General features: G+C 71.3%; 16 protein-coding genes. 10 read left to right on the top strand and 6 right to left on the bottom strand.

The genetic code is table 11. From position 1 onward, the window contains the following. Positions 1–170 precede the first annotated feature (170 nt). The 7 genes from E0497_RS08315 (at position 171) to E0497_RS08285 (ending at position 8,033) form a co-directional block, all read left to right on the top strand. Positions 171–986, top strand: coding sequence for a GNAT family N-acetyltransferase (locus E0497_RS08315; RefSeq protein ID WP_137724323.1), 816 nt, complete (start codon positions 171–173; stop codon positions 984–986). Further along, positions 983–1,966: a lysophospholipid acyltransferase family protein gene (locus E0497_RS08310; RefSeq protein WP_241665790.1), complete on the top strand. Its 984-nt coding sequence runs from the start codon at positions 983–985 to the stop codon at positions 1,964–1,966. Before E0497_RS08315 ends, E0497_RS08310 begins: the two co-directional genes overlap by 4 nt. Beyond that, positions 1,887–3,047 (top strand): cysteine desulfurase family protein, encoded by a 1,161-nt coding sequence (locus E0497_RS08305; protein ID WP_241665799.1) that lies wholly within the window; start codon positions 1,887–1,889, stop codon positions 3,045–3,047. The genes E0497_RS08310 and E0497_RS08305 overlap by 80 nt, the downstream gene beginning before the upstream one ends. Then, positions 3,048–4,136: a tRNA 2-thiouridine(34) synthase MnmA gene (gene mnmA / locus E0497_RS08300; protein ID WP_137724321.1), complete on the top strand. Its 1,089-nt coding sequence runs from the start codon at positions 3,048–3,050 to the stop codon at positions 4,134–4,136. Further along, entirely contained in the window at positions 4,133–5,164 is a 1,032-nt protein-coding gene (locus E0497_RS08295; protein WP_137724320.1) for a methionine synthase, read from the top strand. The genes mnmA and E0497_RS08295 overlap by 4 nt, the downstream gene beginning before the upstream one ends. Before the next feature lie 77 nt (positions 5,165–5,241). Further along, positions 5,242–7,317, top strand: a complete 2,076-nt coding sequence (ligA, locus tag E0497_RS08290) for an NAD-dependent DNA ligase LigA (RefSeq protein ID WP_137724421.1) — start codon at positions 5,242–5,244, stop codon at positions 7,315–7,317. Between the two features lie 227 nt (positions 7,318–7,544). Further along, positions 7,545–8,033, top strand: a complete 489-nt coding sequence (locus tag E0497_RS08285; protein WP_137724319.1) for a GNAT family N-acetyltransferase — start codon at positions 7,545–7,547, stop codon at positions 8,031–8,033. Between the two features lie 3 nt (positions 8,034–8,036). Here E0497_RS08285 and E0497_RS08280 read toward each other — a convergent pair whose 3' ends face one another. Then, a complete protein-coding gene (locus E0497_RS08280) occupies positions 8,037–8,687 on the bottom strand; it encodes an ACT domain-containing protein (RefSeq protein WP_137724318.1) in 651 nt (216 codons plus the stop codon). 179 nt (positions 8,688–8,866) lie between these two features. On the opposite strand from E0497_RS08280, the gene gatC reads away from it, so the two are divergent. Both gatC and gatA read left to right on the top strand, forming a co-directional pair. Next, positions 8,867–9,166 (top strand): Asp-tRNA(Asn)/Glu-tRNA(Gln) amidotransferase subunit GatC, encoded by a 300-nt coding sequence (gatC, locus tag E0497_RS08275; protein WP_137724317.1) that lies wholly within the window; start codon positions 8,867–8,869, stop codon positions 9,164–9,166. Beyond that, complete coding sequence (gatA, locus tag E0497_RS08270; protein ID WP_137724316.1) at positions 9,163–10,647, top strand: Asp-tRNA(Asn)/Glu-tRNA(Gln) amidotransferase subunit GatA; 1,485 nt, start codon at positions 9,163–9,165, stop codon at positions 10,645–10,647. Before gatC ends, gatA begins: the two co-directional genes overlap by 4 nt. A gap of 70 nt (positions 10,648–10,717) precedes the next feature. Here the strand turns inward: gatA and E0497_RS08265 are convergent, their stop codons facing one another. Genes E0497_RS08265 through E0497_RS08255 form a run of 3 tightly spaced genes read right to left on the bottom strand, consistent with a single transcriptional unit; the run spans position 10,718 to position 13,179 of the window. Beyond that, complete coding sequence (locus tag E0497_RS08265; RefSeq protein ID WP_137724315.1) at positions 10,718–11,245, bottom strand: mycothiol transferase; 528 nt, start codon at positions 11,243–11,245, stop codon at positions 10,718–10,720. 18 nt (positions 11,246–11,263) lie between these two features. Beyond that, entirely contained in the window at positions 11,264–12,559 is a 1,296-nt protein-coding gene (locus E0497_RS08260; RefSeq protein ID WP_137724314.1) for an alpha/beta-hydrolase family protein, read from the bottom strand. Next, entirely contained in the window at positions 12,556–13,179 is a 624-nt protein-coding gene (locus tag E0497_RS08255) for a hypothetical protein (protein ID WP_137724313.1), read from the bottom strand. The genes E0497_RS08260 and E0497_RS08255 overlap by 4 nt, the downstream gene beginning before the upstream one ends. A gap of 204 nt (positions 13,180–13,383) precedes the next feature. On the opposite strand from E0497_RS08255, the gene E0497_RS08250 reads away from it, so the two are divergent. After that, the gene (locus E0497_RS08250) at positions 13,384–14,535 is read left to right on the top strand and encodes a sensor histidine kinase (RefSeq protein WP_137724420.1); all 1,152 of its coding nucleotides are present in this window, start codon (positions 13,384–13,386) and stop codon (positions 14,533–14,535) included. Here E0497_RS08250 and E0497_RS08245 read toward each other — a convergent pair. Both E0497_RS08245 and E0497_RS08240 read right to left on the bottom strand, forming a co-directional pair. Then, a complete protein-coding gene (locus E0497_RS08245) occupies positions 14,525–15,910 on the bottom strand; it encodes a lipase family protein (RefSeq protein WP_137724312.1) in 1,386 nt (461 codons plus the stop codon). The two genes, E0497_RS08250 and E0497_RS08245, sit on opposite strands and share 11 nt — an antisense overlap. After that, positions 15,907–17,187 carry a hypothetical protein gene (locus E0497_RS08240; RefSeq protein WP_137724311.1) on the bottom strand — a complete coding sequence of 427 codons (1,281 nt, stop codon included), beginning with the start codon at positions 17,185–17,187 and terminating at the stop codon, positions 15,907–15,909. Before E0497_RS08240 ends, E0497_RS08245 begins: the two co-directional genes overlap by 4 nt. Between the last annotated feature and the right edge of the window lie 112 nt (positions 17,188–17,299).

Raw genomic sequence — 17,299 nt, 5'->3', positions numbered from 1 at the left:
TCTGTGGATAACATCGGCGCTGTCCACAGGCTCCCGCGCGCGACTTGACGTGCTGCGCGCGCAATCGCGCGCGCACGGCGTCAACTTGCGCGCAGCACGTTCACCGAAGTTGCATCGACGCGACACATCGTCGCCGCCTGGTCGCCGTACCGGCTCGGTAGACCTCTGGCATGACACTTTCGTCGTTCGTCGAAACCGTCTGTTCCGCGCAAACAACCCCGCGCTATTCCCTGATCGTCTCCTCCGACCGCGAGCACCGCGAGGCCGCGCAGCGGTTGCGGTACCGGGTGTTCTCCACCGAACCCGGCTTCGTCCTGTCTCGTACCGACGACCTGCTCGACGCCGACCGCTTCGACGAGTTCTGTGACCATCTGCTCGTCCGGGACAACGGCACCGGCGCATTCGTCGGCTGCTACCGGATGTTGCCGCCCGACGCCGCGGCCCAGGCCGGCGGCTACTACACCGCCACCGAGTTCGACCTGTCCGCCCTCGACCCGGCCGGGCGGCGGGTCGTGGAGATGGGGCGGGCGTGCGTCGACGTCGATCACCGCAACGGGTCGGTGCTGGCCCTGATGTGGGCGGGGATCCTGCACTACCTGCAGCTCACCGGGCACGACAGCGTCATGGGTTGTGTGTCGGTGCCGATGCAGGACCGTCCCGGTGCGGTCGCCGGTGCGAACGTCCGCGCGGTGCGGGACCTGCTGCTGGACCGGCACGCCGCCGATCCGTCCCTCTGGGCGATGCCGTTGCGGCCGGTGCGGGTCGACGGCCGCGTGCTCGACGACATCACCCCGGCCCCGCGTGCGGCGGTGCCGCCGCTGCTGCGCGGCTACCTGCGGTTGGGGGCGCGGATCCACGGTCAGCCCGCCCACGACCCGGACTTCGGGGTCGCCGACTTCGTGGCGCTGCAGAGCCTGCACGACGCCGACACCCGCTATCTGGAGCGGTTGCGGCGCGCGGCGGCGGTGATCGAGGCTGCGGCGTGAGCCACGGCACGGGCCATGCATGGCAGCCGGTGAGTCCGTGCGGGTCGGGGTGCCTGCCGAGCCGGCCCGACCGGGTGCCGGCGGCGGCGGTCTGGGGACGGTGGCTCGCGTTGATCGCGGTGGCGGCGTCGTCGGTGCTGCTGCCGGTGCTGCGGCTGCTGCCGGCCGGCCCGCGGTCGTCAGCCCATCGGGTGTTGGCGCGGACGGCATTGCGGGGCATCGGGATTCGCCTCGGGGTGCGCGGCGGCGCGGCGGACTTCGGGGGAGTGCTGGTGGTCGCCGGGCATGTCTCGTGGCTCGACGTGCTGGTGCTCGCCGCGGTCGTGCCGGGACGGTTCGTCGCCCGCGCCGATCTGGTGTCGTGGCCGCTGCTCGGCGGGGTGGCCCGGCGGGCCGGTGTCGTCCCGATCGAACGGGACCGGCTGCGGCGGCTGCCGGACACGGTCGCGGTGGTGCGGGACCGGCTGGCGGCGGGGGAGACGGTGATCGCGTTCCCGGAGGGCACCACGTGGTGTGGACGATCGTACGGACGGTTCCGCCCGGCACTGTTCCAGGCCGCGATCGACTCCGGCCGGCCCGTGGTCCCGGTGTCGATCGACTACGTCGACGCGTCCGGGGTGCGGACGACGGGGCCGAGCTTCGTCGGGGACGAGGGCATCGGGGCGTCGATGCTGCGGATCCTGCGCAGCCGGGGTGTGCGGGCGGCGGTGACGGTCGGCCCGGTACAGCAGCCGGGGACGGACCGGCGTGAACTCGCCGAGCGGTGCGAGTGGCACGTGCGACGGGTGACCGACGTCTCCGTGGACATGACCGGTACGCGGGACGGGCTATCCTGGTCGGGCCATGATCTCGCCTGCCCCCAGTTCCGCGGTCTACCTCGACCACGCCGCGACCACCCCCCTGTATCCGGCCACGATCGAGGCGATGACCGAGGTGTTCGCCACCGTGGGCAACGCGTCGTCGCTGCACGGATCGGGTAGATCGGCGCGCCGCCGGATCGAGGAGTCCCGTGAGTCGATCGCGGCGTGCCTCGGCGCCCGCCCGTCCGAGGTGATCTTCACGTCCGGCGGCACCGAGAGCGACAACCTCGCCGTCAAGGGCATCTACTGGGCGCGGCGGGACGCCGACCCGAAACGCACCCGCATCCTCGCGAGTGCCGTCGAGCATCATGCGGTGCTCGACGCCGTCGAATGGCTCGTCGCGCACGAGGGTGCCGAGGTGACGTGGCTGCCGGTCGACGAGCACGGCGGCGTCGACCCGGAGACGGTGCGGGCCGAGCTGGACCGACGCGCCGACGAGGTCGCACTCGTGACCGTCATGTGGGCCAACAACGAGATCGGCACGATCAACCCCATCGCCGACATTGCCGCGATCGCCGCCGATTACGGTGTCCCGATCCACTCGGACGCCGTCCAAGCCGCCGCGCATCTGCCGATCGATTTCGCCGCGAGCGGGCTGTCGGCACTGAGCATCGCCGGGCACAAGCTCGGCGGACCGCAGGGCGTCGGCGTGCTGCTGCTGGGCCGGCAGGTGCCGTGCGTGCCGCTGCTGCACGGCGGTGGACACGAACGCGACGTCCGCTCCGGCACCCAGGACACCGCGTCGATCGTCGGTCTCGCGGCGGCGCTGCGGATCACGACGGCCGAGCGGGCCGACGAACTGATCATGTTGCGGGACAGCCTGATCGACGGTGTACGGCGTATCGTGCCCGACGCGGTCCTCAACGGTGCGACGGGAGACGGCCGGCTTCCCGGCAACGCGCACTTCACGTTCCCCGGCTGTGAGGGGGACTCGCTGCTCATGCTGCTCGACGTCGCCGGGGTCGAATGTTCGACCGGGTCGGCCTGCACGGCCGGGGTCGCGAGCGCGAGCCACGTGCTGACCGCGATGGGCGTCGACCCCGTGGTGGCACGCGGATCGCTGCGATTCTCGTTGGGGCACACGTCGACCGAACGGGACGTCGAGGCGCTGCTGGCGGCGCTGCCGCAGGTGATCGAACGGGCCCGGGCCGCCGGGCTGGCCGGTGCGGGTGCGTCGGGACGACACGGAGGGAATCGGTAGATGCGAGTTCTGGCAGCGATGAGCGGCGGTGTCGACTCCGCGGTGGCCGCGGCGCGTGCGGTGGCCGCCGGTCACGACGTCGTCGGGGTGCACCTGGCGCTGTCCACGGCGCCGGGCACCTTGCGGACCGGGTCGCGGGGCTGCTGCTCCAAGGAGGACGCCGGCGACGCCAAGCGGGCCGCCGACGTACTCGGGATCCCGTTCTACGTCTGGGATTTCGCGGACCGCTTCAAGGAAGACGTGATCGACGACTTCGTCGAGTCGTATGCCGCCGGTGAGACGCCGAACCCGTGCCTGCGCTGCAACGAGAAGATCAAGTTCTCGGCTCTCGCGGAACGCGCGTACGCGCTGGGCTTCGACGCCGTCGCCACCGGGCACTACGCCCGCCTCGACGACGGGGTGCTGCGCCGCGCCGTCGACGCCGACAAGGACCAGTCGTACGTGCTCGCGGTCCTCACCGCCGACCAGTTGTCGCGGGCGATGTTCCCGGTCGGGGACACCCCCAAGGAGCAGATCCGCGCCGAGGCCGCCGACCGCGGACTCGCCGTCGCGAACAAGCCCGACAGCCACGACATCTGCTTCATCCCGTCCGGTGACACCCGTGCGTTCCTGGGCGCCAAGATCGGGATCCGTCCCGGCGCGGTCGTCGACGCCGACACCGGTGAGGTGCTCGCACAGCACGAGGGCGTGCACGGCTTCACCATCGGCCAGCGCAAGGGTCTCGGCGTGGAGGGGCCGGCCGCGAACGGCAAGCCCCGCTACGTCACCGCGATCGAACCCGAGACCGGCACCGTGCAGGTCGGTTCGGTGGACCGGCTGAACGTGTGGACCATCACCGCGGACCGGCCGATCTGGACGTCCGGTCAGGCACCCGAGGGGCCGGTCGAGTGCGTCGTGCAGGTGCGCGCGCACGGCGGCACCGCGCCCGCGGTCGTCGAGGAAACGAACGGCGGCATCGTGGTGCAGTTGTCCGAGCCGCTGACCGGGGTCGCGAAGGGGCAGGCCGTCGTCCTGTACCGGCCGGACGGCGCGGGCGACATCGTGATCGGCAGCGGCACCATCTCGGGCACCTCGTCGGACCGGGCGTGACGGACTCGAGGGTTCCCGTCGGGGTCGCGACGGGGGTCGGCTCGTGGCCGGGCACCGATCCGCGGTCGGCCGCGGAGATCGTCGTCGGGGAACTGCCCGGCCTGCCGCATCTGGTGGAGTTGCCGGATCGCGGGGTCGGTGCCGATCTGATCGGGCGGGCCGCGGCGCTGCTCGTCGACATGCCGTTGGACACGTCCACCACCGGCTACCGGTTGGCGCAGCGGGCCGGTGCGGCCACGCGGGCGGCGCGTGATTTCCTGGCCCGTGACCTCGACGCGTTCGAGGAGGCGTGGGAGACGGCCGGGCTGCGCGGCAGCGACCGGCCGGTGAAGGTGCAGGCCGTCGGGCCGCTGACGTTGGCCGCGCACGTCGAACTGTTCGGCGGGCATCGGGTGCTCACCGACCGCGGCGCCCTGCGGGATCTGACGGAGTCGCTCGCCGAGGGGGTCGCGAACCATGCCGCCGACGCCGCCCGCCGGCTCGGCTCCCCGGTCGTGGTGCAGATCGACGAGCCGTCGCTGCCGGCGGTCCTCGCCGGGTCGCTGCCCGGTGTGTCGATCCTGCAGCCGCCGCCGGCGCTGCCCGAACCGGAGGCCCTCGATCTGCTGCAGCGGGCGGTCGAGACCGTCGGCGCGCCGACGGCGATCCACTGTTGTGCCCCGGAGCTGCCGTGGAACCTGTTGCGCCGCAGCGGCGCAACGATGATCGGCTGCGACGTGTCGACGCTGCGCACCGCGGACCTCGACGGAATCGGTGAACTCCTCGACGCCGGTGTCGACCTCGCGCTCGGCCTCGTCCCGACGGCCGTGACCGAACCGGCGCCGGGCTGGCGGGACCTCGCCGAACCGGCCACCCGACTGTTCGACCGACTCGGCTTCCCGCGGACGCTGCTGGCGTCGCGGGTGACCGTCACCCCGGCGTGCGGTCTGGCCGGGGCGAGTCTCGACCGGGCGCGTGCGGCGCTGCGGTCCGCGGCCGAGCTGACCCGGGCCTTCGCCGACGGTGCGGACCCGTCCGAGCGGCGCTGAACGAACCGGGGAGTGTCACCGGTCTGCGATAGCCTTCCCGGGTGGACCAGAACGATGCCGTGACCGCGACGACCAGCCTGTCCGACGCGGAGGTGATCCCCGCGAGCGCCGACGACCGCGAGCGCTGGCAGGAACTGGCCGAGGTGGTCCGTAACCATCAGTTCCGGTACTACGTGCTCGACGCGCCGGTGGTGTCCGACGGCGAGTTCGATCGGCTGTTCGGTCAGCTGAACGCGCTCGAGGACGCGCACCCGGACCTGCGGACGCCGGATTCACCGACGCAACTCGTCGGTGGCGGGTTCGCCACCGAGTTCGCGGCCGCCGACCACCTCGAGCGGATGCTCAGTCTCGACAACGTCTTCGACGAGGACGAGATGCGCACCTGGGTGGGCCGGCTCGAGGCCGAGTTGCCGGTCGGCGACGTGCACTACCTGTGCGAGGTCAAGATCGACGGTGTCGCCCTGAACCTGGTGTACGAGAACGGGAAACTGGTCCGCGCCGCCACCCGCGGTGACGGACGCACCGGCGAGGACGTCACCCTCAACGCGCGCACCATCGCCGACATCCCCGAAACCCTCACGGGCACCGACGAATACCCGATCCCGGCACTGCTCGAGGTGCGGGGTGAGGTGTTCTTCCGGCTCGAGGACTTCGCAGCGCTCAACGCGTCCCTCGTCGCGGACGGCAAGGCGCCGTTCGCCAATCCCCGTAACTCGGCGGCCGGTTCGCTGCGGCAGAAGAATCCGGCGGTCACCGCGCGCCGCCGGCTCGGCATGATCTGCCACGGACTCGGCCGCACCGACGGTTTCGACCCGGTCTCGCAGTACGACGCGTACACCGCGCTCGCGGCGTGGGGGCTGCCGGTGTCGTCGCACACCGCGCGGGTCGTCGGTGCCGACGCGGTGATCGAGAAGGTGCGGTACTGGGGCGAGCACCGGCACGACGTCGAGCACGAGATCGACGGTCTGGTCGTCAAGGTCGACGAGATGGCGCTGCACCGCCGCCTCGGGGCCACGTCCCGGGCCCCGCGGTGGGCGGTGGCGTACAAGTATCCGCCGGAGGAGGCCACCACCGGGCTCCTCGACGTCCGGGTCAGTGTCGGCCGCACCGGCCGGGTGACGCCGTTCGCGTACATGGAGCCGGTGCTGGTGGCCGGTTCGACGGTGGCGCTCGCGACGTTGCACAACGCGTCGGAGGTCAAGCGCAAGGGTGTGCTGATCGGCGACACCGTCGTGATCCGCAAGGCCGGCGAGGTGATCCCGGAGGTGCTCGGCCCGGTCGTCGACGTGCGGGACGGCACCGAACGCGAGTTCGTGATGCCCACCGAGTGTCCCGAGTGCGGGACGACGCTCGCACCGGCGAAGGAGGGCGACGCCGACATCCGCTGCCCCAACCAGCGGTCGTGTCCGGCGCAGCTGCGCGAGCGGGTGTTCCACGTCGCCGGCCGCGGCGCGTTCGACATCGAGGTTCTCGGCTACGAGGCGGCGACCGCGCTGCTGCAGGCCGGGGCGATCGGCGACGAGGGCGACCTGTTCTCGCTCACCGAGGACGACCTGCTCGCGGCGCCGCTGTTCCGCACCAAGGCCGGGAACCTGTCCGCCAACGGCCGACGCCTCCTCGACAACCTGGGATCGGCCAAGGCGCAGCCGCTGTGGCGGGTGCTGGTGGCACTGTCGATCCGGCACGTCGGGCCGACGGCGGCGCGGGCCCTCGCGAGCGCGTTCGGCAGCCTCGAACGCATCGAGACCGCCGGTGTCGACGAATTGGCGGCCGTCGACGGGGTCGGAGGCACCATCGCGGCGGCGGTCGTCGACTGGTTCACCGTCGACTGGCACCGCGACATCGTCGGCAAGTGGCGGGCCGCGGGCGTGAGCACGGCGGACGAGCGGGACGAGTCGATCGTGCGGACCCTCGAGGGGTTGTCGATCGTGGTCACCGGCTCGCTCGACGGGTTCTCCCGCGACGAGGCGAAGGAGGAGATCCTGGTCCGCGGCGGCAAGGCGGCCGGATCGGTGTCGAAGAAGACGGCGTTCGTGGTGATCGGGGACGCGCCCGGATCGAAGGCCGCCAAGGCGGAGGCGTTGGGGGTGCCGATCCTCGACGAGGCGGGGTTCCGCCGACTGCTCGACAACGGCCCCGACGGCGTCGTCTGACGCAGGGAACCGGCAGAAGCGCAGAGCGACAGGAACTTTCGCACCCCGATGCCCGGGTTGTCCACGTGACGAACGCCACGTCTACGACATGGTGTCGTTGGCGTGGTGCCGGTGTGCAGGTCCCGGGCGTGGACCGCGAATCCCACACCTCGGGAATGTGACGCGAGTCTCGGGCCGGATTCCGAATCGGTTTTTCGGCTGTCGGGGTCGACTGTCATAGTGACGCCATGATCGATATCCGTACCGCGACTCCCGCCGACTTCGACACGATCGGCGACCTCACCGCCGGCGTCTACATCGGTGACGGCTTCGTGTCGGAGGACGACGTCTACGCGCAGCACCTGCGGGACACCGCGGTCCGTGCCGAGCAGGCCCGCGTCATGGTCGCCGAGGTCGAGGGCGAGATCGTCGGTTCGGTGACCATCGCCGAGCCGGGCACCCCGTTCGCGGACGTCGCGGCCAAGGGTGAGCTCGAGTTCCGCATGCTGGCGGTCTCGCAGTCGGCCCGCGGCAAGGGCGTCGGCTCCGCGCTGGTGCGGTACGTCCTCGACGTCGCGTACGAGCGTGGCGACCAGGCCGTCGTGATCTCCACGCAGCCGCAGATGGCGGACGCCCGCCGCATCTACGACCGCAACGGGTTCGTACCCGCCCCGGAGCGCAACTGGGAGCCGGTGCCCGGCGTCGAACTCACCGCGCTGGTGCGTGAACTCGTCTGATCGTCAGTTCAGGACGGTGGCGAGGATCCCGGTGAGGTAGCCGAGCCGCGCCACCTCCGACGGGCGGAACTCGGGGCCGCCGGGCCGGCCGAGCAGCAGCACGTTGCCGCTCGATCCGAGCGGCGCCGCGGCCAGCGCGGTGTCCATGTCCCGCCACAGTTGCGGCACCCAGTCGTCCTCGGTGTCGAGCACCGCGGCCCGCTCCAGGGGCATCCACGGGGCGTCGCCGGCATGGGTTTCCGGGGCGCCGGGGCTGCCCACCACCCGGTAGGCGCCGCGCGGTCCGACGGCGATCACCGTGCACCAGCCGACCCGCAGCACCCGGGGCGCGTTGTCGACCAGCACCTGCAGTCGGTCGGAGCGGGCCGCGGCGACCTGGTCGATCAGTTCGAGTTCGCGATGCGTGTCGAGCATTCCGGCGTACGGGCGGATCGAGTCGACGTGCACGTCCTGCAGGTTCTCGGCGGCCGTGATGAGGGCGTCCGGCAGTGACCCGGACTGCACGTCCACGACCAGGTCGTCGACGGCGAATCCGGAGCCGCGTTCGACGACGTCCAGCGACAGGATGTCGGCCCCGACGGAGCCGAGCGCGACCGCGAGCGCGCCGAGACTGCCGGGCCGGTCGGGAAGCTGGACGCGGAGCAGGTAGGACACGGGTGGCCTTTCCGTTCGGTCTGGTTCGACACTCGGGAAGGGACACCGGTCGGCCCCCGCCGCTCTCCATCCTGTCACTCCGGGGCGCCGACCGGTGGGGTGACGGGCTGCACGGGCGATCACGGCACGCTCTAGGCTGGTCGGGAACGTTCCCTCCGACCTGAAAGGGGTCACCGAAGGTGCCTGCCATCTCCCGTGACGAGGTCGCCCACCTCGCCCGGCTGTCCCGGCTCGCCCTGACCGACGCCGAACTCGACGAGTTCGCCGGTCAGCTGGATTCGATTCTCAGCCATGTGAAGGCGGTGGCGGAGGTCGCGACGGATGATGTCCCGCCCACCGCGAACCCCAACCCGATCACGAATGTGACCCGGCCGGACGTCATCGTCCCCGGTCTCACGCCGGAGCAGGCGCTCTCGGGTGCCCCGGCCGTCGAACAGGATCGGTTCGCCGTTCCGCAGATCCTGGGAGAGGGCGAATGAGCACCGATCTGACCCGTCTCGACGCGTCCGAGCTGGCGTCGAAGATCCATGCGCGTGAGATCTCCTCGGTGGAGGCGACGCAGGCGCACCTCGACCGCATCGCCGCCGTCGACGGCGAACTGAACGCCTTCCTGCACATCGCCGGCGAGCAGGCGCTCGTCGCGGCCAAGGAGGTCGACTCCGCGATCGCCGCCGGTGAGCAGCCGGCGTCGCCGCTCGCGGGCGTGCCGATCGCCCTCAAGGATCTGTTCACCACCACCGACATGCCGACCACGTGCGCGTCGAAGATCCTCGAGGGCTGGGTGTCGCCGTACGACGCGACCCTGACCACGAAGCTGCGCGAGGCCGGCATCCCGATCCTCGGCAAGACCAACATGGACGAGTTCGCGATGGGCTCGTCCACCGAGAACTCCGCGTACGGGCCGACCCGTAACCCGTGGGACACCACCCGCATCCCGGGTGGCTCGGGCGGCGGCAGCGCGGCCGCGCTCGCGTCGTACCAGGCGCCGCTGGCGATCGGCACCGACACCGGCGGCTCGATCCGGCAGCCCGCCGCGGTCACCGCGACCGTCGGCACCAAGCCCACGTACGGCACCGTGTCCCGGTTCGGTCTGGTCGCGTGTGCGTCGTCGCTCGACCAGGGCGGCCCGTGCGGCCGCACCGTGCTCGACACGGCACTGCTGCACGAGGTGATCGCCGGCTACGATCCGCGCGACTCCACGTCGGTGAACGAGCCGGTCCGCCCGGTTGTGGAGGCGGCCCGTCGGGGCGCGTCCGGCGACCTGAAGGGCGTGCGGGTCGGTGTGGTCAAGGAACTGCACTCCGACAGCTACCAGCCCGGTGTCATCTCCTCGTTCGACGCAGCCGTCGCGCAGCTGACGGCCCTGGGCGCCGAGGTCGTCGAGGTGTCGTGCCCCAACTTCGAGCACGCGCTGGCCGCCTACTACCTGATCCTGCCCAGTGAGGTGTCCTCGAACCTCGCCCGCTTCGACGCCATGCGGTACGGCATGCGCGTCGACGAGGGCGACATGAGTGCCGACCAGGTCATGGCCGCCACCCGCGCCGCCGGTTTCGGCAAGGAAGTCAAGCGCCGCATCATGATCGGCACCTACGCGCTGTCGTCGGGCTACTACGACGCCTACTACGGCTCGGCCCTCAAGGTGCGTACGCTCATCGCCCGCGACTTCGACGCCGCCTACGAGCAGGTCGACGTCCTCGTCTCGCCGACCAGCCCGTTCACGCCGTGGAAGCTCGGCGAGAAGGTGAACGATCCGCTGGCGATGTACCTGTCCGACCTGTGCACGCTGCCCACCAACCTGGCCGGCCACTGCGCGATGTCGGTGCCGTCCGGCGTGTCCGCGGACGACGGACTGCCCGTCGGCCTGCAGATCATGGCCCCGGCCCTCGCCGACGAGCGACTGTACCGCGTCGGCGCCGCCTACGAGGCCGCGCGCGGCCCGATCGCCTCTCCGGTCGTGTAACACCGCGACCACCCGAGCCCGCGCCGGCCCGGCACCCCTGACCGGGGTGCCGGGCCGGCGCAGTTTCTGGTCACCCCGCCTCGAGCAGTCCCTGCACGTAGGCGACCTGCCCGAGATGTTGCAGGCAGTCGCCGATCACACTGACGAGGCGGACGGCGGCCGTGACGGGCGGATCCCAGCGGCGGTCGACGATGCGGTCGAGTTCGTCGACGGTCAGGGTATCGACGTACGCGAGTGTCGCGGTGTGCACGTCGCCGTGGTAGTCGGCGAGCAGTCGGGCGTCGGCGTGGACGAGGCCGACCTGTTCGAGGGTGTGGCCGTAGCCGATGTCGTCGGCGGGCAACGGCAGCGCGAACCGCTCGTACCAGCCGCGGGCCGTCCACGCCTGCTCGACACCGGCCGCCCCGGACACGTGGTCGTCCTGCACACGGGTCAGGTGCCACAGCAGCCAGGCGATCGAGTTGGCGTCCGGTTCGGGCCGGTAGTCCGACATCTCGTACGTCAGCCCGTCGGTGGCGGCGACGACGAGTTCCCGGATCCGCTCGAAGTGGTCCCGCAGGATCGCCCGCGTCACGCCGACATCGGTGTGCTCGCTCATCCCTCCACGGTAGGAGCCTCAGCGGGTCTCCGCAGCCGATCCGCACCCCGGCATCCGCAGACCCTGATCGGCGCCGTACCGGTGCCCGTGCCCGGTGGGGGTGTCCCGCGCGAACACCAGGTCGACGGTGGTCTGGACGAAACTGACGAACGGAATCCAGTGCGGCACCGGGGCATCCACCCGTACTCGCGACAGATCGGGCGCCCGGGCGAGCAGTGCCGGGGACCACCACACGACGGGATCGGAACTGTTGGCGAGCACCACGGCGCCGTCGGTGTCGACCACGCCGGCCGGTGGCCCGGCCCACAGCGCACTGCACGTCGCGTCCGTCGCCGCCGGGTTCTCGAAAATGGCGCTGCCCCCGACGGATCCGAGACTCTGCCCGTACACGTGCAGTGCCGGACGGGCCTCGGCGGGCAGGGCCGCGATGTGCGCGGACACCGCGGAGAACAGTGCGCGGGCGGACTCGGCGGCGTCGCCGCGGTCGAACAGGAACGTCACCCAGCTCGGCGCGTACGAATACTGCTGCCCGACGATCGCGACGTCACCGTCGAAGCGGCGCTCGAGTCCGCGGGCCGCCTCCCCGTCGATCCACCCGGACCCGGTCGGGACCGCGACGACGACGTGACCGCGCGCGAATCCGCCGGCGCGGTCCAGTTCGCGCACGGCGAGCGCAGCACGGCCGGTGACGTCGGGGGCCGTATCGAGTCCGGCGTACGTGCGGACCGCCCGCGGATCGGACGTCCCGGCGAGGAAACGCTCACCTTCGACGTTCGTCGACCGGAAGTGCTGCGCCGCAGCAGCAGTAGACGCCGGGACGACGAACCAGCAGAGTGTGGTGAAGACGACGCCCAGCACGGTCGCACCCCGCCACCCCGGACGGCGTGCTCCCGCCACCGTCGCCCGCGCGGCCACGAACCCGGCCAGGCACACCGCCGCCGCCCAGCAGCCGGTCTGCACCCAGTAGGCCGCGTCGGTACCGGGCAGCGTCATCGCGGCGCGCAGCGAATTCTGCCAGTGGTCGGCGGAGGCCACGGACCCGACGAGGAGCACCGCCGATGCGGCCGCGGCGACCGTGCGGGTGCCGGACCCCGCGGCCGGTGTGTGCCGGCGGACGAGCGTCGTGAGTCCCCACAGCACCGAGACCAGGATCCCGGTCAGGACACCCTGGACGGCGGGGGTACGGGGGAGCAGTGACGGCGCCAACGACACCACCGACCCGGCCGACACCGCCAGCGACGTACTCGCGCGGGGAACGACGTCTACCCGAAGACGTTGCCGCGCACCGAGAACGGCCGTGGACAGCACGCTCATTCCGCAGCCCTCCCGGCGCCGCGCCGGACCCGTCGCACGGTCACGGCGACCGCCCACCCACCGAGCGCCGTGAGCGCCGCGACCAGTCCGTATCGGATCCACGGCTCGTCGATCGGTGCCCCGTACCCCTGCCGCTGCGAGTTGATCGACACGGCCGCGGCCGCGGAGTTCGCCATGACGAAGCACGACGCCCGTCCGATGCCGCGGGCATCGCACGCCGCGTGCATCCGGCGGTCGAGCTGCTCGTCGAGTGCCGTGCGCGCCCACGGCCCCAGATCGGCCCCGGCCGCGTGCGCGTACCGGAGCAGGTCGTACCCGTAATCGTGTGCCTTGCAGGCGGTGTCGAACTCGGCGGGCAGCGGCACCGGGGACGAGCAGGCACCGTGCGGGTTCACCACCATGCCGTCCACGACGCGGGGACGGTAGCCGAACCGGTCGACGAAGCCGGCGGGCACCACCGAGATGTCCGGGGCTTCGTCGGTGGTCAGTGCCGCAACCGCCGACGCCACCGCCGCATCACCGCGGGCGGGAGTACCGGCATCGGCGTGCGGCGCCGACAGGGTGAGTACCGCAACGGCCGTCCCGGCGACGAGTACGCCGGTCCATGTTCTCGCATCCATGGACCGAACGCTAGGAATGCGCGATGCGCGGAGGCATCACTCCGCGGAGCCGACCCGGACCGCGACCGTCGAGGGTTCGACCGGCCCCTCTCGTCCCGGGGTATCGGGCCGATCTCACTCTCGGGTATGACGCCCGACGAGACCCCGGTGCCTAGGGTCGGACGGGTGAGTGGCAAAGAAACGGTCCGCGGCGTGACGACCCGGATGCGCGGGCACGGAACGAACATCGTCATCGTGCTCGTCACCGTGATCCTGTACGCGGTGGCGTGGCCGACACTGCACGTCACGCATCAGGTACCGGCGCCGGTGCAGCCGATCATCGCGGCGCTCGCGGCCTGGCCGTTCGTGTTGGTGCGCGCCAATCCGGCTCTGGGATGGTCGATCTCGGCAGTGTCGGCACTGGTGATCCCGTGGTTCTTCGACCTGGTGCCGGATTCGGGCTATACGTACCCGTGGCAGGTCGTGCACATCATCGTGATCATGACGTTGCTGCTGTCGGTCGGGCTCACCGCCGGGCCGCCCACGGTACTGGTGGCGTGGGTCTCGACGTCGTTGCTGTTCCTGGCGGACGCCCCCGGCCAGGACGGTCGCGGCTGGGCGCTCGGGTTGACCGCGCTCGTCGTGTTCGCACTGCTGATCCGCTGGCTGGTGCTGTCCCGGCGGCAGCTGGCGGCCGAGGAGGAGACGAGCGAGCTCGAGCGGACCCGGCGGGCGATCCTCGAGGAGAAGGCGCGGATCGCCCGCGACCTGCACGACGTCGTCGCCCACCACATGTCGATGGTCGTGGTGCAGGCGCAGAGCGCCCCGTATCGGTTGGCGTCGGTGTCCGACGAGACCCGCGCCGAGTTCGAATCCATCGGGGCCGGCGCCCGCGAGGCGCTCAACGAGATCCGGGGACTGCTCGGGGTGCTGCGCAGCGACGCCGACCTCGTCGAGCGGGCACCGCAGCCGGGGACCGGGCAGATCCGGGACCTGCTCGACGGCACCCGGCGGGCCGGGATCGTCCTGTCGTGGGACGTGACGGGGGATCCGTCGACGCTGTCGGAGTTGTCGGGGCTCGCGCTGTACCGGATCCTGCAGGAGTCGCTCGCCAACGCCGCCCGGCACCGGCCCGGCGCCCACGTCGAGGTCACCCTCGCCTACGGTCCGGACTCCGCGTCGCTGCGGGTGGTCAACGGTCCCGGACGCGCGGACGCGGACGAGACGCCGGCCGTGGAGCATTCGGGTGGCACCGGTATCACCGGGATGCGTGAGCGGGCCGCCGCGGTCGGCGGCACCCTCGACGCCCGGCCGCTCGACGACGGCGGGTTCGAGGTCGTCGCGGCACTCCCGGTGGTGCTGCCGGTCAGCCGGTGACGTTCCGGTCGAGCCAGTCGACGGTCTGCATGCCGAACAGGTCGGTGCCCCAGCCGTACATGTCGGTCAGGAACCGGTCCGTGCTGCAGTCGCTCGGCGCGTAGGTGACGTCGGTGCCGCCGGCCCGGTAGCGGGCCGCCAGGTCGCGGGAGTCCTGCGCCGGCACCAGCGACATCGGCGAGTCGTCCTTCGCGCACGACGCGATGAGGACCTTCGACCGGGGTGCCCGACCGCCGAGCAGGTTGTCGTCGTACACGTGCTGGAACTCGGGAATGTCGGCCGGACTCCGCCCGTCGGTGAAGAACGTCTTCAGCGGCACGAACGGGGCCGTGAAGTAGGCGGGCATCTGGCACTGGGTGCGATACCAGTCGGCGACCTGCTTACCGATCGGGGTGAGCTTCTCGTCGATGCGCATCTCCGGATACTTCGGTTCGAGCCCGAGCAGCGCCGCGAACGCGAACCCGGAACCGACCGAGCCGTCGGCCGTCCGCATGAACGTGCGCTGATCGACGACCATCCCCTCGAGCACCGTCGCGGTGATGTTCAGCTCCGGGGCGTACGTGGCGTGCGATTCGGCCGCGAACGCCGCCCCGACACCACCGCCCGCGACCCCGAACAGTCCCACCGGCACATCCGTGCGCAGACCGATCTCGTCGACGGCCGTCGCGGCGCGGATCGCGTCGAGCTGGGTGTGCCCGGCGTAGCGGCCGGCGAACACGCCGTGCGGTTCGAGATCGCCGTTGTTGCCGACATCGGAGATGACGACCGCATACCCCTTGCCGAACATCAGTGCCAGCGGCCCGAGCGCCGACCACGATGCCCCGTCCATCGGGTCGCCACCGGTCCACTGCGTGCTCGGATGGCAGTAGCCGCCGACACTGTCGTTGGCCTCCTGGTAGCTGATCAGCTTGCGCCGGTCGGCCGGGGTGCCGTCGTCGGGCACCATGACGATCCCGGTGCTGATCTCGGGGGTGACGCCGTCCCGGCCGGTGGTGACGAACATGATCCGGTAGGCGTCGATCTTCCCCGGTTTCACACCGGAGAACAGGATGTCGACCGGCTGCACCTTCAACAGCGTTCCGGGCTTCTCGGCGCCGGTGAGCGCGGGCTCGTCGTAGAACGGCTCGTTCGTGCCCATCCCGGCATCCATCTCGGCCTGCGTGGCGAGCCGGCCCGACGTGAGTGCGCCGACGACGTACCCGTTGAACGCCTCCGTCAACGCGGGTGTCCCCACCGCCGAACGGTCGGCGACGATCGGGGCCGGCGGTGCGGCCGGTGCCGGATCCGCCGACGCGAGCGCGGGCGCCACGAGCACCGACGCGACGGCCGCCACCCCCGTCAGTGCGCGAACGGAACGTCCCCCCCGGACGCTCATGACACCGCTACCGTGGTGTTCGCCACCGCGGACTGCATCGTCTGCGGGATGTTCAGCAGCGGCCGGTGCGTCTCGAGCTGCGTCTCGTACGGGGTCCGCAGTTCCGCCTCGAGCTGCGGCCAGTGGTTCTCGACCATGTTCTTGTACTTGGGCAGCAGCTGTGTGGTGATGTAGTCCCAGCGCGCGTCGTACACCGACCAGTTCCAGTCCGGCAGCGGTGTGGTCAGGGTCGCGGTCCGGCCGTCCGGCAGCGTCGTACTGACCTGGATCGGACGGAACGAGCGCGGCGGGACCACGCCGGCGACGGACGGCGACCCGGCGGCGGTGGACAGATACGTGATGGCGGCACCGACCTGGCCCTTGTAGTCGCGGACCGTGTCCCACTGTTCGCGGATGATCACCCCCTGCTCCCGCTGCAGCAGGGCCGCGTTGCCGCGGGCGATGCGGTCGGGTTCCTTCGATGCGACGTCCCGCCACGCGCCCATGATGTCGTCGCCGAACAGTCCGGCGTCGTGCATCTCCTCGAGCGCCGGCAGGCCTGCTGTGACGTACGCGCGGTGCATCGGCATCAGGTCCGAGAAGATGTTCTTCTGCATCACCATGATCATCCCGAGGATGTAGTGCAGGTCGTCACCGGTGATCTCGCTGCCCGCGTCGGCCAGCGCCCGCAGGCCCTCCGGCAGCGACCCCACGAGTTCCGGTCCCGCGACATCGGTCGCGGCCTGCACGACCGCCCGCGCCGACTGCTGCACGGCCGGGATGTCGAACCCGTCGGTCATCAACTCGAAGTCGATCAGCCCGCCGCCGAAGTCGGCGCCGACCATGCCGCCCATCCCGGCCCACTGCAGTTCGCGGTGCGACAGCTGCAGATCCTCGTAGAAACGGTACGACTTGATCAGGTTGCCGCGGTTGACCTCGACACCGGACCGCGGATCCCAGCCGGCCAGGTCGATCCCGGCCGCCTCGGTGGCCTGCACCAGCCAGTACTGGTACAGCAGCGCCTGGTAGGTGCTCGGCGCTGCACCGCTGTTCCGGGCCGCGTGCAGCAGCGTCGTCAGTGTCGCGCTGTCGGCGGGCAGGACCGGGTTGACACCGCCCGGGCCGTGCGCGGCGTCCCGGTTGACCAGGGGAAGATTCAGGTACTCGGCGACGCCGGTGGCGGGTGCCGCGGTCGCGGTCCACGTCATGCCGCCGACCGTGACGGCCGTGGCGGCGAGGACACCGATCGTCGCGCGGGCGACCTTTCGGGACCGCAGGGGCGTGCGTGCAGTTGTCATGTCCACTTCCTGATACCGACGAGACGAACCGTTCGGTAAATCATGGTCGACGTCCCGGTTGACGTTTCACGTATTAACAGAAAGTGGTCCAGATCTCACCGATTCGTCACGA

The sequence above is a fragment of the Prescottella subtropica genome (assembly GCF_005434945.1).
Taxonomy (GTDB): Bacteria; Actinomycetota; Actinomycetes; order Mycobacteriales; family Mycobacteriaceae; genus Prescottella; species Prescottella subtropica.
Note: the sequence above shows the minus strand (reverse complement) of the source record. Positions and strands in the feature narration are given on the sequence as shown.

Bases quoted from the DNA above. Each gene is read 5' to 3' on its own strand.
- E0497_RS08315 (WP_137724323.1), top strand. From the start codon at position 171: ATGACACTTTCGTCGTTCGTCGAAACCGTCTGTTCCGCGCAAACAACC.
- mnmA (WP_137724321.1), top strand. From the start codon at position 3,048: ATGCGAGTTCTGGCAGCGATGAGCGGCGGTGTCGACTCCGCGGTGGCC.
- E0497_RS08285 (WP_137724319.1), top strand. From the start codon at position 7,545: ATGATCGATATCCGTACCGCGACTCCCGCCGACTTCGACACGATCGGC.
- gatA (WP_137724316.1), top strand. From the start codon at position 9,163: ATGAGCACCGATCTGACCCGTCTCGACGCGTCCGAGCTGGCGTCGAAG.
- E0497_RS08265 (WP_137724315.1), bottom strand. From the start codon at position 11,245: ATGAGCGAGCACACCGATGTCGGCGTGACGCGGGCGATCCTGCGGGAC.
- E0497_RS08260 (WP_137724314.1), bottom strand. From the start codon at position 12,559: ATGAGCGTGCTGTCCACGGCCGTTCTCGGTGCGCGGCAACGTCTTCGG.
- E0497_RS08255 (WP_137724313.1), bottom strand. From the start codon at position 13,179: ATGGATGCGAGAACATGGACCGGCGTACTCGTCGCCGGGACGGCCGTT.
- E0497_RS08250 (WP_137724420.1), top strand. From the start codon at position 13,384: ATGCGCGGGCACGGAACGAACATCGTCATCGTGCTCGTCACCGTGATC.
- E0497_RS08245 (WP_137724312.1), bottom strand. From the start codon at position 15,910: ATGAGCGTCCGGGGGGGACGTTCCGTTCGCGCACTGACGGGGGTGGCG.
- E0497_RS08240 (WP_137724311.1), bottom strand. From the start codon at position 17,187: ATGACAACTGCACGCACGCCCCTGCGGTCCCGAAAGGTCGCCCGCGCG.